This is a genomic window from Paenibacillus paludis (assembly GCF_042610515.1).
GTDB lineage: Bacteria > Bacillota > Bacilli > Paenibacillales > Paenibacillaceae > Paenibacillus_AQ.
Genome location: NZ_JBGJZP010000003.1, coordinates 355,169 through 373,383, shown reverse-complemented (window position 1 = coordinate 373,383; position 18,215 = coordinate 355,169). Strand labels below are relative to the sequence as shown.

The window sequence follows — 18,215 nt, the reverse complement described above, 5'->3', positions numbered from 1 at the left end:
GCTAATCTGCTCTCAGGAAAAACCAGTTTATATGCGTCGTCCAAATTTTTTCAAATATTCCTCCACGTCATTATAAATGCCTGATTGGTTGGAGTATTTCACATAATTCTTAGCTGTCCGCAGCCATTCCATAGTTGAAGGCCGGACTTCTTGCAGAACAGCCTCGACATCCGACATCCTGATAGGCCGTTCAACTCCTGTCTCCAAGATCTCTTCCAGCACCTGTTCGGTAGCTCTCTCGCACAGATTCTCAATATCTGCTCCTGAGAAAAATTCAGTTTTCGCTGCCAATGAAGGGATGTCAATCCCCTCCATATAGCGATCAGCAAGTTTAAGCCTGAAGATTTGCTCACGGGCTTCCTCATCCGGCGGGGCAACAAACACCAAGCGATCGAACCGTCCGGGCCGTTTCAGTGCACTGTCTACATCCCATGGCATATTGGTTGCACCAATCACCAGAATCTGATCTGTATTGGTATCGATTCCTTCCATTTCGGTCAGAAAAGTATCAATTACTCCCCGCATACTGGAGGAAGATTTGGACCGGTTATATCCCAGCGTATCAATCTCATCGAAAAACATAATGCTTGGCTTCCGGGAACGTGCTTTGTCAAAGAGATCCTTCAGGTTCTGCTCACTGACTCCAATATAGGGGTCGAGAATATCCGTAATGCTGACCGGAATAAAATTGGCCTGACACTCACCGGCTGTAGCTCTTGTAATAAAAGTTTTCCCACAACCAGGGGGGCCGTACAACAAAACACCTCCACCTGCTTTTTTACGGAACTTGGAGAACAGACTTTGATTTTGAAAGGGACTGATAATCCGAAGCTGAATGGTTTTCTTAAGCTTGTGAAGTCCGGCAACATCATTAAATTTAATCGGGGCAGGCCCCCTCTGCGCTGCTACTGCGTTGTCCTTGCCGCCTGAGAAGACGGTCAGCCCGGCGCGCCCGGTATGTACCTGCTGCTCCTTATTCTCAAGGGTCAGATCTTCATGCTCGAACGTTTCAATTTCCGGTTCGGCAACAAACCCGGACGCTGCGGAAATATTTTTCTCTAAACTTGCGACGGGAGAGCCTGCCTGAAGACTTGAGGTGATTGAAGATATCGCTTGAATCAATGCAAGCCGCTGAGTTTCCTGCTGACTAACTGCCAGTGCAGCACTATAAATTTGCAGCGCCTCTAGGGCTTGTCCACGCTGTTCCAATTCCTGGCCCAACCAATAATGGGCTTCTGCATCTTCAGGATGGAGAAGTAATATAGTTTGCAGCCATTTTAATTTATCCATATTCGTCCTCTTCTTTTATGTAATTTATAATAACGCTTCTTCAACCGTTTGCCATGAAGGAACGCCGTAGCTCCATAATCTGATTAAGTCTGGATCAAGCTGTCTGCTGTCTCTCGCCCATTGAAGCTCTTCAGTAGTGTGCAAGCCCTTCAGCATACCGTCCTCCACAACAATCCAACGCTTGGAATCCGCATGCGCACCTCTAACCGGCAAACTCCATGGCTCCGTATAGGTTGGATCATAGGGATACTCTATACCTTCTGGAACTGTACAAAGACAACTGATATAAAAGCGGATATCCTCAAGCAGACTGGCAAATTTCCGCGGATGGACGAAAGAATATTTATATTCGCCGATAAGCAGAAAACGTGATTTGGAATTGTCTATCGGAACCAGTGCTAAATTGTCGTAACTGATAAAGGCATCCGGAAAGGGATGGTCAAAAGGCTCGCGAATATAGATGCCAATGTCCGTGATAACCACGCCATATTCTTCTTTTTTGCCTAATGCGGTTCTAAAATGCGCGATTACTTTTTCGTTCTTACTAAGGCGGAAGGCCTCACGATTCAAAAACTTCTCATCCAGAGGATGTTTCGGATAAAACTCGGAAATGAAGAACTTATGCTTTTTACAGATATATTCTAGGAAAAGAGCATCTGCTATGAGTCCGTCATTCTCAGGTAGTTCAGCCCGCCCGATTAGATCAATAACCCATTTCTTAGGAGCGCTTGATGATCCCTGTTCTTCCGCTTTTAGGGCAGCTATACGGGACAAGCTTTGCAGTATCATTATGAGTTCCTCTACAGAAAGCTCACAATCGGTTAAATCATAAGATCTCGTACCGATGTTCATCGCAATTTTGTCATTTACTCTAGAGAGGTGGCTTCCCGCCACTAACTCCCATGGAATACATTCGACCGCACTCCAGAGTGCTTTCCAGTATAGGCAAGACTCAGTAATCAGAATTCCGTCTTTCACTTTACCTGGCTTGGAGAAGCTTAGAAATATTATGGTTGAATGTTGTTGATAACCCGGGAATCTGTCCAGAAGATCATTTTCACTGACGCAATTGTAATCAAACGGGGCGAGATAGCTCCTATTCCCAACATATTCTGAGCAGACGGCTCTCATCTGGTCCACAATGGGCTGAGCTGAAAGCTCCCCCTGCGCCTCTGTATTAATAACCATTGAACGGATGGATTCCAATAATTGTACTATCTGGTCGTTGGATACATCAGAGTGCGAGAAATAAAGAATTAAGCTTCCCAAGGTGATGCTATGTTTGTTACGCCGCTTAATAGGCCCTATATCAGCCATCCTTCTCCAGGAAATACGCTTTTCACTTCGACCACTCTTATAATACATAGCCACCGGTGTCAGCAAAATTCCGTTCTTATTCGAGAATAATCCGCTATCCATATAGATTAGCAATCGCTCGTTATCTTGGATATTGAACACATCTATCAGCTGCCTTGATCGTTCCTGAAGCAGGTTGCCTTTGTATATTTTGGGCCCGGAGAACGGATCAAGCAATTCTATTAATTTCTCTTCTATATTATGTATTTGCATAGATTTCATACCAGCCTATTGAGTTGAGCATCTTGCTGCCGTCTTGCTTTAGGGATCGTGTAGAAGCTTAACGTGAACATTAGTGTTTTTAACAGCGTAATAATGACAAGCTTCACAGGGAGTATGATACATCGCTTAAGAAATGGAACCAAATTCCGTTCTGCCACGCTCATCTGCGAGAGTTCTTTCAGCCAGCCTTCGATGTAAAGATTTCCAGGCCATTTACGGTTCAGACGCTTGAAGTAATAGTACGCAGTAGGATAATGTTTGGCGTCAAAATGAGCTTTGCCATACATTAAATGAACCTCCAGTTCTTCGGGCATCAGGCGCAAATACGCCTTGAGTTGTCTAATCGGCTGCACTTTGCCCTCCTCCAGCAATATTTTAGAGAATTGCAGCTGGTGTTCCGCATGTGGTGCCACTTTTGTTTTGAGATGATAGGATCGCCTGAGGTTTTTGAAAAAGTGTTCCTTCTGTGTTTCATAGATGTGGAGTTGTTCTTTTGCCATCAAGGCAATTTCCTGGTTAGGATCAAACATAAGAGCTAATTCGCAATGTTCTCTAGCTTCCTTAACCCGATTTTCCTGGAGCAAAAAGATTGCATAGCTTCCATTTGTCTCTGCATTTTGCGGCTCTAGTTGAAGTGCATGGCGATACTGCTGTTCCGCTTCTTCAGTTCTGAATAACATAAAATATATAGCTCCAAGCTTCACATGATGCTCGGCAACATCTGGATCAAGCTGGACGGCCAGATGGATTTCTTGCACCGCTTCTTCAGCTGATTTCATCAAATGAGGATTAATGACAGGCCTGCTGAAAAAGTTGGGACGGATAAATTGGCTCATCTTGAATTGAATAGTAAACTGGAGGGAGAATTTATTAATGATATTCCCGGCCTTGGCGAAATGAAATCCGGCTATTTCCGGATCCAGGCGAAGACATTGCTCCAGATATGCAGCCTGCTCATCCCATTGATGTAAATCTTGATGAATCTCACTAAGCAGGAATAAGATCCATTCATCTGCCGGTGCTTGTGACAATGCCTGCAAGCCAACGTCAAGAGCTTCTTCGTTCCGGTCCAGCATATACAGGGTCCGTGAGAGGTAGTACAACACTTCTGAATCTGTTGGTTGTGTCTCCAGAATTTGATATGCAAGCTGTTCAGCGGCTATGTATTTTCCACTATCATGCAAAACAACTAATTCGTTCATTAACGATTGATGTTCTCTCTCCACATTTAAATCCTCCTATATCTTGGATGCTATTTAATATTTCGACATCCCACTCCATTTCTATAAATAATTATTCAGAAATAAGCCGCTAATGATCCAAAAACACAGAGCAGCGATTCTCCGGTAACAGGAGAACCGCTGCTCTGCGTTTTATTACAGTTTGGAGTATGTAGAGGACTGTCTCCGCTCGTAGAAGATCTACTTATAGACCAGCCTGTTATTTAAACGAAACAGATTCCAAAATCTTATCCGTTTCAGCCTTCGACGCATCATCTACGTATGTAAGAATAAAGTTGAATGAATAGCCTTCAATTAATGTGCTGTAATATTCTTGTGTGACTACTCCCAAGTCTCCGTTATCAATGGTACCTTTCAACATGTCCATATCTTTGCCACCGACTTTTACCGTCGTGATTTCTGTAAATTCATACGGCAGCTGGCTTGCTTTCGCCTGCTTTATATAAGCTTCCAGATAGTCCTTACCGTCCTTAATACCTTGGAGCATGCTTAACTTCTCGGCAACAGAGACAATGGAAGGCCCTACTTCACCTGAGTCTAACGAAAATTTGGAAGCCATCAACAGGTTAAGTGTTTTGGTCTTTGCCAGATCTAGCTTTTTCTTCTTATCTGCATTATCACCGGCAACAATTTCCATGCCAGCTTCCATAGTCTCCATCATCTCGTCTGCGCTCTGGTAAACCCATTCTTTTGGAAAATCAAGAGACACACCGAAGTAATCATTCTTATAAGTACCGCTTTCAGTCACACCTAAGCTAACTTCTTTATCTTTCCCCCCGCATGCCGTAACCATCATCAGCATTAACACCATTACCATTGATAATAATCCTACTTTTTTCTTCATAATACCCTCCTGATGTTTCTCTCTTTTTTTAAACACCAGATAATATTAGCATGCGGTCCCATCATTTCCCACTATATAAAACTATAGGGAGTGCTAAAACAATGACATCCGAGTCGCGACAGAAACAGCTTCTGAGCTAGATCGAACATCCAACTTATCAAAAATAATTTTCTTATGATGATTCACTGTACTCTCTTTAATTTTTAATTCTGAGGCAATCGCTTTTCCTGTCATTCCCTGAGAAATCAGTTCGAGTACGTTTAATTGACGTTCACTTAGTTGTGCTGAAAGCTGTTCAGCAGCCTGATTTACAAGCTGATCCTGGTAATTGATCAACATATCTGCCGGAATCAGCTTGGCAATCGCGATTAGTTCACTTTTCATATCCGCATTAATCGTGGAGACATCGAGATAACCAATAATTTCTTGATTAACAATTAAAGGAATCGAAAAACAATGCCAATCTTTAAAAAAAGGGTTCTCATGATCTTCAGGTGGTAAATACACGGGACAGCCTTGGGCAATGGCCTCTGATATTGCATTTACACCACAATGATCCTCTGTAAAAAGCATCCCTAAGTGAATAGGCGACCTGCTCACTGTTCTCTCCAAGTTAGGGCTGTAATCCATCGCGAGCAGAACTCCCTCTTCATCCGTAAGAAGAAATAAAAAGTTGCCGGAAAGATGTTCTTTAATATTGAATATACAGTCCTGGAAAACTTCAATTAAAAGTTGATTCGGAGCGCTTCTCCGGATAAATTGCTGCGTATTCGATAGCAAGCAGTCTTCTTTTCCAAGTCTGCCAGATGTATCGATGATATTAATCATTACTATATTTCTCCTTCCGTATATGCTCATCCAGATTGTGGATATTCCTTTAATACTTATCGGAATAACTGAAGGAGAACTTAAATTTTATGAACAACGCTTGCGGTGAATGCAAAAAAGCCGCCAAGGTTCTGGCGGCGTAAAGTTATACGTTAACGAAATAATAAAACCGATACAATTATATGGGGGTAGCCAATACTGCCAATTAAGACGATATCTAAAAAAGCCATGGATATATATTAGTCTATAAAAAAATACAATATAAGTCTATTACTTTTTTTGTATAAATTGTATGTTATATAAGCGGCCGCGGCGCAAAACGAAGAATGAAGGGAGAGCACTACATGATTACGCTCAGAAAAATTACGCTGGAAAACCGGCGGTCCATCTTTAATCTGGAGGTTTCAGAAGACCAACGCCGTTATGTTGCGTCCAATCTGTCAAGTATGGCTTCATGTTATGTTCTGACCACCAATGGGGGACATCCGTTTCCGTTTGCTATTTATGCGGATGAACAGCCTGTCGGTTTTGTAATGCTGACTTATGGAATCACCGGATACGATCTCCCGTCAGTAGCAGACGGTAATTATTGCATCCTGCGGCTAATGATTGACAAGCAATTCCAGAATCGGGGCTATGGTCGGGCAGCCATGACAAAGATATTGGAATTTATCCGCACCTTTCCAGCCGGGCCTGCAAATTACTGCTGGATCCCTTATGCAGGCGAAAATTCCGTCGCCCAAAAGCTTTATGAAAGTTTCGGCTTCCGTGACAACGGCGAAATCTGTAACAACGAGTTAGTAACCGTATTGCAAATCTGAATGGCTGCTTAACTATTTATACGGATCAGGAATTTCTTCCCACTGGCTGGTAAAGACATCGGCTTTAATCGTGAATTCCCTGCCCTCTTTCCTGACTTCACCGAACAAATATCCATCCCCGGTAAAGCCGGAAATCCAGTCCTTGCTCACCGGCTCGAAGCCTTCGGTATCCAGGATGGGCTGAAGCAGCTTATACAGCTCCTTCTGGTATTTGCTGCCGTCAGAGATCTCCCACAGATCTATCGCTTCCCTGTTTACAAGGCTTCTCAAGGGATTGCCGGAGATAGCGTCATAAACCGTTCCGGTAAACGGATTGATTTTAAAGGTGCTACCTTGCCCTTCGCCGTTCGGCGGATCTGTGAAATCCACAGTGTATTGGTCACCGTCTTTGCCAAAGGTCCAGCCGGTTGCCGGAAGCCTTTGTTCCATCATGGACTTGATCTCTTGTTCGCTGAGCGGCGGAGCAATGAACGAGCCATAGTACATCTGTACGCTGTCAAGGGTCAGGTCCTTGCCGTAAACGGCAACAACTTCGAGCGGAAATTCATTCATAGACGCAGCGCCGGCCAAGTGGGCCACAATACGGCCGCCTGTCAGCTCATACGAAACTATGGCACCAAATCCGACCTTCTCCCCCCATGCTGCCTCCGTGTAATCATAAACTTTGCTCATATGCTTTCCATCCAGTTCAGCAGAGACATAGGTATGGTTATCGCGGTGTGTAATGGAGGATTTCAGCCTCCGATTCAGTGCTTCGACCGGATCCTCGACCACAAGCTCTTCCAGAGTAGCCGGCTGCAGCACATGAATGTCATTCATATAAACTCCTGTGCCGGTGCCGGTCGTAATACGAATGAAGATTTCTTTAGTACCATCCCCGTTCACGTCGGCTTCATCAATGATCGGAGGCCGCGTCTCGTCTTTACCTGCATCCCACAAGAACGTGCGGCTCACTTCACCCCGTACATTAACTGTGACTTCATGTAAAAGCGTATTCTCCCCTGTGGGCTTAGCGGTCACAGTGATCCCGTTTTTCTCTCCCAACAGGGTCCCTTTGACACCGGATGCAGGGGTATCTTTATCCTGTGAAGCTGCCGGGGAAGCAGCAGGAGTACTCTTCTCCGGGACCGGCGCAGAATTCAGCTTGGCCCCGGTCAGGGTACAGCCGCTTAAGAGCATAACTACGGCCAGGCCCAACAGCGTGTTCTTTGCTGTGATTTTCTTATGCCTTGTGATCATGATTATCCTTCTTTCCATTTCCTTTTTACTGCTCGAAATGCCAGCTGCTCCGGCCAGACTGATCGGGCCAGGTAATGTTTCCAACAGTTTGAGAAGAGTCAGCGCGTAACTTCTGTGGTATTCCGGTTCAAGATGTGTCAAGACCAGTGCATCACACGCAACCTCCTGATCCGCTTTCATTTGGCGTACGGCATACCACAGCAGCGGGTTGAACCAATGCAGGGCCAGCAGCAAGCTTGTCAGCAAATTCAGTGGAATGTCACGGCGTTTCACATGCGCCAGTTCATGGAGAAATACATGGCGGAGCCCGCTTGCCTCCAGAGTATGCAGCGTGGATGCCGGCAGCAGCAACTTGGGTCGCATAAAGCCGAGCAGCGCCGGGACGGTAATCTGCCTCGTTTCGATCAACTTCACCGGACGACGCACCTGCAGTTCGCGCAGACAGGTTTCGAACAACAGCCGGATGTCCGGAGAAATGACCTCCGGTTCCCGCCGAACCCTCGCCGTGAAGCGCAGTTGCGCCCGAACCGACAGGCCCAGTACCACTGCAGCTCCACCAAGCCATACCAGTCCCAGCAAATATAGCGGCGTCCAGCCTGCATCTGCAGCCAGAGCACTACCTGTCCCCGGCTGTATAACATTAACCGGCGAGGTCGGATTATCCGGTATTAGACCCGGTGTCGTCGCTAGCGGTGAAAGTCCGGCACCTACTGTTCCAGCGTCAGGCGCGGAGCCGGATTCTCCACCGGTCAACCCGGCTTCAAGCTTAATGCCGACCATTGGCTGCGTTGACGGAATGGAGGCAGTCTGCGCCGGTTCTTTCTCCAGCGGCAACAGATTAAAAATGCTGAACGCGCTTTCCGGTGTCCAAGGTATGGCCAGCCTCACTACCAGCGGTATCCATAGTAGATACGTCCAGGCCGGTTTTAAACGATCCTTAAACAGAAACCGGGCAGCCAGGATCAGCAGAGCCAGTACGCTCGCCATCACGGACAGCGACATTACCTTGACGAACAGATTGTATGTTGCTTCCAGCAAGCAGCTCAGTCCTTTCGTTCATCCAAAATTCTCTTCAATTCATCAATATCTTCCCGGGACAACTTCTCATCCTGCAAAAAGTTGACCAACATCGGGCGCAGAGTTCCGCCGTAGACCCGTTTCAGAAACGATTGGGTCTCTGATTGAACGCATTCCTCTTCCCGTACAAGCGGGTAATATGAATACACCCTTCCTGTCTGGTTGTAGCCGATGGCCCGCTTCTCGGTCAGACGCTTAATCAGTGTCCGTACCGTCTTCGGGTTCCAGTCCCGGCTGTCTTCCAGCGCTTCAATAATCTCACCTGCGGTGCGCGGGGCCTCTGCCCACAGTACCTTCATTACTTCCCACTCGGCATCCGAGATTTTTGGAGTTTCCGTAGACATATTCTTTCCACCCTTCTTTCTGTTTCATGACTACACTTGTAATCCAATTCCAATAATATACAATTATATCTCATCTATGTCAACCTGAAGCAGTTCTTTTCTGCGAAGGTTTCATGCATGTTCAGAGTTTTCTGGCGGAACTGGCCCGTTCCCCACATTAACCACCTTGACGTTATATTCCACTAGTGTTATATTACACTCATGTAATATAAGGAGGAAGAAAATGTATAGTCTCTCCAACGTAGAATTCATCTTATTGCAAATTATTGCGGAATCCAAACAAGCGTCAGGTTACCAGATTAATAAGCTGATCGAGCAGCGGGGTTACCGGGAATGGGCGAACATAGGCACTACTTCTATTTACAACGGTTTGCAGAAATTGAAAGACAAAGGCCTGATCCGATCCGAACAATCCGGCCACAAATCTGGCAAAGGTCCTCTCCCGTCCACTTTTGTCATGCTGGAAGACGGTATGCACACTTTGAGAAATGAAGTCATCATTAGCCTAACTACCTCACGGGAACGGGATAACCGTTTCGATCTTGGGCTGGCGGCTCTCCCTTTTATCGGGATAAATGAAGCTGTAGAAGCATTGCAGACACGGCAAAATTTTCTGGAGGAGTCATTGAGGAACATCGCGCAGAAATATGAATCGCAAGGCGGCTGCCGTTTGCCGTTGCACGTCAGGGCTCTTTTTCTTCACCCGATGAGTCTCATCGAGAACGAAAAGATCTTTGTCGCCAATCTGATCAACGAACTAATAGGGGAATTGGAGGGTCAAGTTCATGAGGATTGAAAACTTTGCTCCTTATCAGGGAGAACACTGCGAGACCACAGCCATGGGTAATCTTCTTCAACATGCAGGTGTTCAATTATCGGAGCCGATGTTATTCGGAATTGGACAAGGATTGGGATTTATTTATTGGGATTCGAAGGGAATGGACTTTCCTTTTATTGGAGGCAGAGCGAAGCCAGATGAACTGTCTGCATGCCTGGCATCCCGGCTCCAGTTGAACATGAAGGTGAAAGAAACTTCCTCTGTCACAAAAGCATGGCAGAACGTGCAAAGCTGCATAGAGCAAGGTGTTCCCGTAGGCCTTAAATTAGATTCATATTATTTAGATTACTTTACGAATAAAATACACTTTGCCGCCCACTATGCCGTGATCTACGGTATGGATGACGAATACGCCTACATGTCAGACACAGGCCAACAAGGCGGGCTTGTAACCACGCGGTTATCCAGTTTGGCCATGTCAAGGAATGCAAAGGGATCCATGAGTTCCAGAAACCGTTCCTTTACGCTTGAACTGGCAGGTGACCTTCCACCGCTTCTGCCTGCAATACGATCCTCTATTCTTAATAATGCGCATGACTATTTGAATCCGCCGATCCGTAATATGGGCAACAAAGGCATCGAAAAAATGAGCAATGAAATTCTGAAATGGCCTGCTCGCAGTAAGGACTTGGAGAAAGATCTATGTTTGACTGCTATGTTAATGGAAAAGGCCGGAACCGGCGGTGCCTTATTTCGCAACCTATACAGAGATTTTCTCAAAGAATGCGCAGAATTGCTCAGTAATTCAAAAATAGAAAAGGCTTATCTGCTGTTTACGGAAATCGCCCTCTTGTGGAACAGTGTATCCGCGTCAATTGACAATGCTGGAAGAACCGGAAATCAGCAGGAGCTAAAACGGGGATCCGAGCTTTTAAACGATATTGCCCAGAGAGAACGCTCCGCCATGGAGCTTTTATTGACAATATAAACTCATGGTTGGACTACAGTCTGCCCACCTCCTTCCACCAGTCTGGAAAAACATCCAGAATAAGGACTGCAGATATCGCACTTAGCATAGTTTTTATCCCAAATCCTTATTTTTTAAATTAAATTTCGTTCATTTAGATGAAAGCTATATTAAAAAAGTCACAATCTTCCGACATATTCTTATGAGACTTTTAGCTCAGAAAAGAATCGGGGGAGATGGTAATATGTTGCAGCAAATAAAGAAATGGCGATTCGGCTCACCAAGCATAGCAAATACTTTGTCCATTGTACTTTTAGTTATTATTGTTGTCGTCTTCTCGATCTTGGGAACATATATGTTTTCCAGCACTCGAAGCATACTTGTGAAACAACAAGAATCCATGCTGCAGACCAAGACACACGCACTCGTAAGTCAATTCGATGCTTTATTTAAGGAAAAGGGTTCACTTGTTAAACAAATGTCAACAAATGATATTTTTAAACAATACATTGAAACCACTGAATCTCCGGAAATGGCTAAAACTTCTCCGTCTGCTGATGAAGTAGTGAAAACTCTGGCTGCCATTGTAAAAGCAGAGCCCTCTTTTGCAGATGCTTGGATTGCAAGTATTGACGGCAAAGGCTTTTACCTCTTAAACGACGGTAAGGCATCTGATGCATCTTTTAATATTAAAGAACGGCCGTATTACAAACCGGCAGTCGCAGCAGACGGGCTGTACTATTCCGATCCTTATATTGACATCACTTCGGGTGATATGCTGATGGGTATCTTTTATCCGATTAAGGATGACAACAATGCGTTAATCGGTTTTGCGGCGGTTGATATAGCCTCTAAAGACATCCCTGCCATTATGGAAAGCTATAAGCTCGGCAGCACCGGTTATTCCATTCTCGCCTCCAAAACAGGTGATATTCTGTATCACCCTGATCAGACTAAGGTATCCAAGGAAAAGATTAATGAGTTCCCTGGAGATCTTGGAGCGATCGGCAAGAAAATGATAGCTGGCGAATCCGGAGTACAACTGATTGATGACAACGGAGAAAGCCGTTACATCGGCTATGCTATCAGTAAAGATACCGGATGGTCCGTAGGTTTGACCATTACAGAGCGTGAAGTGCTCTCAGAATTAAAAAAGTTCACTTGGGTTACGATTGGCGGATTTACTGCAGCTGCGATCCTGCTCGTTCTATTTTCTTATATCACGCTCCGTTACCTGCTCAGATCAATCCCCATACTGCTCACCAAAATCAAGCGGGTGGAAAACGGGGATTTGACAGTTCAGTTTGATACCCATTCCAACAACGAAATTGGACAAATTTCAAACGGAATCTTCAACATGGTCCAGAAAATTCAAGGTATGCTCCAGATGGTTGGCACCTCCGCTGAGGTATTGAACCAGTCTTCCAAGGATCTGCAATCCATTTCCTCCAGAACGGCTATAACCATGAACGATACAGCGACGGCCATTACTGAGATTGCCAATGCAACCAATTATCAGTCGATCGAAACGGATACGATATTGCAAAAAACCGGATCACTATCGGGCCAAATTGACGAAATCGCCAGTGATGCCATAGCCATAGAGACGATGGTGCAAGCTTCTGCTGACCAAAGCGAGCTGGGGTTGGGTGTATTGGATCAGTTATCCAAGTGGGCAGATGAGAATCACAACTCCACTCAGTCGATATCGTCTGCTATTCATGATATTGATCTAAGCCGCCATGAAATTTCAAGCATCGTGGATACAGTACATCAAATAGCCACACAAACCAATCTGCTGGCGCTCAATGCTTCCATTGAAGCCGCTCGGGCGGGAGAACAGGGCCGCGGGTTTGCTGTTGTTGCCGGGGAGGTTCGCAAGCTGGCGGAGCAGACCGCACAGGCCACACAGGAGATTGGCAGAAAGGTACATGAAATCGAGGAAAAAACTGTTGCATCCGTTAAATACACAGCACAAGGTCTTGAAATTGCTGAAGAAAACGCAAAATCTGTGGAGGCTACGAAGCAGGTATTCTTTAGCATTAACAAGGATTTGGAGGCCTTGAAATTACGCATGATTCAGATCAGCAGCAACACTTCCAAAGTCCATAAACATAAAGATGAAATTCTCCAGGCACTGGAAATCATCTCTTCCACTACAGAAGAGAATTCCGCTTCGACGGAAGAGGTTAGTGCAAGCACGCAGGAACAACTGGACAGCATTGAACAAGTCGCTGAGCTATCCCAGCAACTCAGTCATTTGTCCAAAAAGCTTCAGGATGAGTTGAACCAGTTTCAGGTCGAATAGTGCTCAAGTTATCCCCTGTTAACTCGATAACAGAATCATGCTAAGCAGGCAGCGCGCACCGATATTCCATCGGCGCGCGCTGTTTGTGTTTATTTATCTCTTTGATCCGCAGCACCAAAATTTCAACATGTATTCGTATCAATACTGTTGTTGTCTCTATTTCCTCTGCGCAGCTTACCCTTGAATATCGGCATAACCAGCATATATTGCAGCATAATAAGCACCAACGGAAGAATCAGCATCCATATATTCAGGTTAAACGGCATATAATCACCAGTCTGAAGAGATAGAATCCGCAAAATCCGTTCTGTAATAAACACCGCAAACGGAAGAGTAATAACATAGAGCAATACCAGCAGCGGTCTGTACACGTCAATCAGCAAACGGCTGATTTCGGCTGATTTGTAACCGAGCAGCCGGAGTATTTTCATATCCCGGGTACTGTCCTGAAAATTAAGCAGGAGAATCAGGTATATCAGTAAAACGCCAATTACAATACCAATCATTTGATTAATGACAGCACTTGAACGACTTGAGACAGCGCTGCTTTCCAGCGCTGCTTTTTTATCCGCAGCAGTTACCACTTTAACGTTGGCGGAAGAATTCATTTCATTACTTAACTCGCCCGAATGCAGTGAACGCTCCACCTTCATCCAACCAGCGAGGTTATCTTTGGAAGTATATATCGTATCCGTATCCCCGTTTTGACTGATCGACTGAACGACAAGCTCCACATTTTGCCGATCCAGTATAAGGTTGAGAGTATCCCCCTTCTTGATGCCATATAACCAACTGAATGAGCGGCTGACAATGACTCCTTTCAGGTTATCCATCCTGAGGCCGTTATTATTGGCATCGAGCAGCGTGAACAGCGTCCCCCCGCTATCGAGTCCCAGCATTTGCGCTGAGATGATACTGCCTTTCTTTTGCTTCAGTAGCACTTGTTGCTGGAGATAATACATCCGGGAGGATCTGACATTCGCATCATCATTCTGAAATTCCGGATAGGTAATGTCATAGGTATAATCGATGCCAGCCATTTGGGCATTCATGGCTGTACCGCTGGATTGATATAAGGAATAACTTAGCAAGAACAACAAGGTAGTCAGCAGAATCGCACAAGCACTAAGGATTAAGGCATTCCATTTTCGCAGTGCAACACGGAACGGCAACCGCCACTTCTCCGGCAATAGATTAACTACCCGGTTGGCAGCCCGCAAGACACCCTTGACCGGCCGCGGCTGCGCTGAAATGTTTAACAAAGCATGGGCTTCTTGCTTCAAAAACGGAACCGCTGCATAACACGTTATAAGAACTGCTCCCCCGGCTGGAAATAAGATGCCTTTAACGGCTGACCCGAAATGAATCCCCCGTTCAAAAAACGGGAAGGAATAAGTGCTTTCCAGCATGCCCATGAGCACGTTGGATCCAAGATACCCTAACCCCATCCCCAAGAGGCAACCTATGCCTGCAATTCCGAAGGTGAACCTTATCAGGACAAAAGTTATTTGCCTCCCGGTAAAGCCAAGTGCTTTTAAACAGCCCAAATCTTGCTTGTGCAGCGACATGAATCGTTTAAAAAACATATAAAAGATGAACAAAGATATTAAACCGAGCACAATCAAAAAAGACTGCGCCAGTCCATTATTTGATTCCAGTGCCTTTTGCAGTTCTGTATCGCTGTCTATCTCAGAAGCCGATGCTAAATAAGAAAAAGCTGGTTCTGCCAGCAGGCTTTTCTTTGATAGGTGATCAACGCCCTCTCGCAAGGCTCCGGCATAATATTGACTCTCCTGCCCCTCTAGTCTGTCATAGACTTCCGGTAAGACAAGAACGAACGTAGCATCGGAATAATTCTGCTGAACCTCACCAAAGGGTATAAACGATAAGTAATCCGGCAAATACATTGAACCAGTAATCGTAAAGCTTATTTCTCCGATTCTCCATGAATCGCCAACTTGCAGGTTATTCTGTTGCAGAAATTGCGGCAAGACCGCAATTTCATCTGCTTGCTCCGGCAGCCTGCCCTTCACGATATAGGGCATATTCAGCCGCTGAGGTTCGCTAAGCAGAAAATAGGTCTTGTTCTCACTCTTCATTTTCTTAATGCTGCGTTCTTCGGTAATCAGTTGATTCTCTAACCCCTTCAATACCTTGTTCTTGTCTGCTGTGCCGGTGAACTGGAATCTGACATCTTCCTGGTTTTGATTTCTCAAGTAGTACTCCATATTCGTTACATTCCGGTCAACTGAAAATTGCACGAAAAAATACATAAAAGAGGTTAACAAAATAATCAACAGCAGCACTGCTCCATAAGCACGATTTTGCTTCAACAGGCTAACTATTTGTTTTTTTAAATAGTGCAATCCAATTCCGCCCCATTCCCCTTCAGTCTGCACGCGCTATACCCAGCTCATTTGTTCCACAGGAATAGGATTCTTCTGATGAATATCCTTAATCATCGATCCGTCCTTAATCTTTATCACACGATCTGCGGTTCTCGCGATTTCGTAATTGTGAGTGATGAAAAGTACAGTTACGCCATATTTAACACAAATCTGATGCAGCAAAGAAATAACCTTCCTGCTGTTTGTTTCATCCAGAGCCCCGGTTGCCTCATCGCAAAACAGCATACGCGGCTTCTTGATCAAAGCTCTGGCAATAGCTACCCGCTGTTGCTGGCCTCCCGACAGTTCGCCTGGATATTGGTCCAAAACACCAGAGATATCCAGCATCTCCGCCAATTCTTGCACGGAATACGCTCCACCCGATGCAGGCGCACCTATCCTGATGTTCTCTTCTGCCGTGAGATGGGAGAGCAGCAAATATTGCTGGAAAATCTGACCGATATCTTGTCTGCGAAAATCAGCAAGCTCATGTTCGCTGAATTGTGTAATGTCTTTGTCTCCGAAGAATACACTTCCGCTGCTCGGCTTTTGTAATCCGGACATGATGTTGAGCAAGGTGGATTTGCCTGACCCGCTTGGCCCAATGATAACCGTAAAGCTTCCTTCCTTTATTTCCAGTGAAACCTCTTTGAGAATGAGTTCATTGTTCCTGTACTGCTTCGTTACCTCGTTAACTGTAAGGATTGTTTTCATAAGGGGGATGGCCTCCGAACAGATTATTTTGAAACCACTTGAACTGCTCCTCCAGAAATTCATCTGTAAGATCAACGGATAAACCCAGCACCCTCAGGCCCTCTAAAAATATCAGCAGCTGATTGGCAACTGTATCCGGGGAAGCTACCTCCGTCTCTTTCCGTTCATTGCCGTACTGGATCAGCCTGCTGAGAAAAGCCGCTGATTGTATGTACTGCTGCTGCAAGAACTCCCTGTCTGAATTGCTTTTGTGTGAGAGAAAAAACTCATAGGCTGCAGTCATCATGCTGTTAGTAATCTGGCGTAGCTCCGCTCTTTGCCCGGACAAAAACAGCTCCATGATTTCACGATAGGGCTTGCCTGCACCCATCATAGATTCAAAGATTTCCTCTGTATGTATGGCATTTGCACGCAACAGTTCGCGGAAGATATCATCTGTAGAGCTGTAATAACGGTACAAACCACCGCGGCTAATCTGGCACTCCTCTACAATATCGCTCATCGTGACAGCATGAAATCCTTTGCGAACGAATAACTCTAGTGCTTTACTCAGAATCAATTGTCTCTTTTCCACTGATTTTTTGGCCATCCTCATTCCTCCAATTGCTAAAAGAACTTCCGCTCAAAAATGTGACACCATTGTCGTTTTTTAATTTTATGACACTACTGTCGCTTTTGTCAATGTACATTTGTCTGTCCACGACTGGATGAGCGCTGCATTGTGTTGAACATCACAGTATAATCAATCCGTCCATCCTCCTGGTCAAAAACTGTGCTACAATCACTTATACTAGGCATTTGAACATCCGCATTAAATTACAAGAGGTGAAAAAAATGGGACAAGGCTACAAACTAACCTGTGATCACTGTACATACACTGAAGATATTTATATAGGAATCGGTTTCTATTATTTTAGCTTGGAGTCCATTGCCTCATTTGTAAAAGACCTTGCGCTCAAACAACAGATTGAACATTTTCAAAAAGATCCTGCCACGACCTTCGACGCTTATGATGCTTTATATGTCTGTCCATCCTGTAATGACGTCCGAAATGAATTATTTATGAACATGCGCTCGGACACAACTCAGTTTGTAACGATCTATACTTGTAAAAGATGCAAGGATACCATGAGGCTTACACCCTTGGAACACTTAGTGCCTGTTCATTTGAGTTGCCCGGAGTGTGAACATGGACAGTTGGAATCCACATTTTTTATGGACTGGGATTAGTATTTGTGGGGGATTCTGTGAAGCATTAAAATGAGGAGTTGTACAATGAATAGATTTTATGAGGCACTATCCTATGTAAAAGAAATTTTGTATGAACCTAATCAATTAACGATAGCATCCGTCCGGGAAGAACCCCAAAATTCAGATTATGGGGCTGGTGTATTCCAGCTAAATTCTAAATCGGTCAGATTCAGAGTTGCCAAAATAACACCAACCAAAACAGGACAATTTGTCGCCATATGGGAAAAAGATGATCATCATAAAAACCAAGCCTTTTCATATGAAAAGGCCACAGACTTATTGGTTATTAATACTTTTGATGCACCTAATAATCGCTTTGGACAATTCGTTTTTCCAAAAGATGTTCTTGTGAAACATAATATCCTTACAACAACTAAGGCAAATGGAAAAATGGCCATTAGAGTCTACCCTAGTTGGGATACCCCTACCAGCAAACAAGCTATAGCAACACAAAGCTGGCAATTGCCCTATTTTAGTATTGCTCAGAAGGGCGATTTATTACAAAACAAAAAATTAATAGAATTATACTCCAGCTGATCCCATGTGCC

At 44.8% G+C, this 18,215-nt stretch carries 15 protein-coding genes; 5 read left to right on the top strand and 10 right to left on the bottom strand.

From position 1 onward, the window contains the following. Positions 1–27: 27 nt before the first annotated feature. The 5 genes from ACAN56_RS08285 to ACAN56_RS08265 all read right to left on the bottom strand — a co-directional run bounded on the left by ACAN56_RS08285 (position 28) and on the right by ACAN56_RS08265 (position 5,781). Positions 28–1,290, bottom strand: a complete 1,263-nt coding sequence (locus tag ACAN56_RS08285) for an AAA family ATPase (RefSeq protein ID WP_379141922.1) — start codon at positions 1,288–1,290, stop codon at positions 28–30. A gap of 24 nt (positions 1,291–1,314) precedes the next feature. Further along, on the bottom strand, positions 1,315–2,868 hold the full coding sequence (locus ACAN56_RS08280) for a hypothetical protein (RefSeq protein WP_379141920.1): 1,554 nt from the start codon (positions 2,866–2,868) through the stop codon (positions 1,315–1,317). Beyond that, entirely contained in the window at positions 2,865–4,094 is a 1,230-nt protein-coding gene (locus ACAN56_RS08275) for a tetratricopeptide repeat protein (RefSeq protein ID WP_379141918.1), read from the bottom strand. The genes ACAN56_RS08280 and ACAN56_RS08275 overlap by 4 nt, the downstream gene beginning before the upstream one ends. A 214-nt stretch (positions 4,095–4,308) precedes the next feature. Continuing rightward, positions 4,309–4,953: a hypothetical protein gene (locus ACAN56_RS08270; RefSeq protein WP_379141916.1), complete on the bottom strand. Its 645-nt coding sequence runs from the start codon at positions 4,951–4,953 to the stop codon at positions 4,309–4,311. A gap of 93 nt (positions 4,954–5,046) precedes the next feature. Next, entirely contained in the window at positions 5,047–5,781 is a 735-nt protein-coding gene (locus ACAN56_RS08265) for a LuxR C-terminal-related transcriptional regulator (protein ID WP_379141914.1), read from the bottom strand. 344 nt (positions 5,782–6,125) lie between these two features. On the opposite strand from ACAN56_RS08265, the gene ACAN56_RS08260 reads away from it, so the two are divergent. Further along, a complete protein-coding gene (locus ACAN56_RS08260) occupies positions 6,126–6,602 on the top strand; it encodes a GNAT family N-acetyltransferase (RefSeq protein ID WP_038591074.1) in 477 nt (158 codons plus the stop codon). Positions 6,603–6,614: 12 nt separating this feature from the next. Here the strand turns inward: ACAN56_RS08260 and ACAN56_RS08255 are convergent, their stop codons facing one another. Next, positions 6,615–8,879, bottom strand: coding sequence for a M56 family metallopeptidase (locus ACAN56_RS08255; protein WP_379141911.1), 2,265 nt, complete (start codon positions 8,877–8,879; stop codon positions 6,615–6,617). Positions 8,880–8,884: 5 nt separating this feature from the next. Then, positions 8,885–9,262: a BlaI/MecI/CopY family transcriptional regulator gene (locus tag ACAN56_RS08250; protein WP_379141909.1), complete on the bottom strand. Its 378-nt coding sequence runs from the start codon at positions 9,260–9,262 to the stop codon at positions 8,885–8,887. Between the two features lie 223 nt (positions 9,263–9,485). On the opposite strand from ACAN56_RS08250, the gene ACAN56_RS08245 reads away from it, so the two are divergent. From ACAN56_RS08245 to ACAN56_RS08235, 3 genes are all read left to right on the top strand, one after another. After that, entirely contained in the window at positions 9,486–10,058 is a 573-nt protein-coding gene (locus ACAN56_RS08245) for a PadR family transcriptional regulator (protein ID WP_038591068.1), read from the top strand. After that, entirely contained in the window at positions 10,048–11,028 is a 981-nt protein-coding gene (locus tag ACAN56_RS08240) for a BtrH N-terminal domain-containing protein (protein ID WP_379141906.1), read from the top strand. The genes ACAN56_RS08245 and ACAN56_RS08240 overlap by 11 nt, the downstream gene beginning before the upstream one ends. 223 nt (positions 11,029–11,251) lie before the next feature. Then, positions 11,252–13,315, top strand: coding sequence for a methyl-accepting chemotaxis protein (locus ACAN56_RS08235; RefSeq protein ID WP_038591063.1), 2,064 nt, complete (start codon positions 11,252–11,254; stop codon positions 13,313–13,315). Positions 13,316–13,437: 122 nt separating this feature from the next. On the opposite strand, the gene ACAN56_RS08230 is transcribed toward ACAN56_RS08235, so the two are convergent. The 3 genes from ACAN56_RS08230 to ACAN56_RS08220 all read right to left on the bottom strand — a co-directional run bounded on the left by ACAN56_RS08230 (position 13,438) and on the right by ACAN56_RS08220 (position 17,005). Next, a complete protein-coding gene (locus tag ACAN56_RS08230; protein WP_379141903.1) occupies positions 13,438–15,531 on the bottom strand; it encodes an FtsX-like permease family protein in 2,094 nt (697 codons plus the stop codon). A 186-nt stretch (positions 15,532–15,717) separates the two neighbouring features. Beyond that, on the bottom strand, positions 15,718–16,416 hold the full coding sequence (locus tag ACAN56_RS08225) for an ABC transporter ATP-binding protein (protein WP_379141901.1): 699 nt from the start codon (positions 16,414–16,416) through the stop codon (positions 15,718–15,720). Next, positions 16,394–17,005 (bottom strand): TetR/AcrR family transcriptional regulator, encoded by a 612-nt coding sequence (locus ACAN56_RS08220; protein WP_052092048.1) that lies wholly within the window; start codon positions 17,003–17,005, stop codon positions 16,394–16,396. Before ACAN56_RS08220 ends, ACAN56_RS08225 begins: the two co-directional genes overlap by 23 nt. A 686-nt stretch (positions 17,006–17,691) precedes the next feature. Here ACAN56_RS08220 and ACAN56_RS08215 point away from each other — a divergent pair. Then, entirely contained in the window at positions 17,692–18,204 is a 513-nt protein-coding gene (locus tag ACAN56_RS08215; RefSeq protein ID WP_379141898.1) for a MepB family protein, read from the top strand. Positions 18,205–18,215 lie beyond the last annotated feature (11 nt).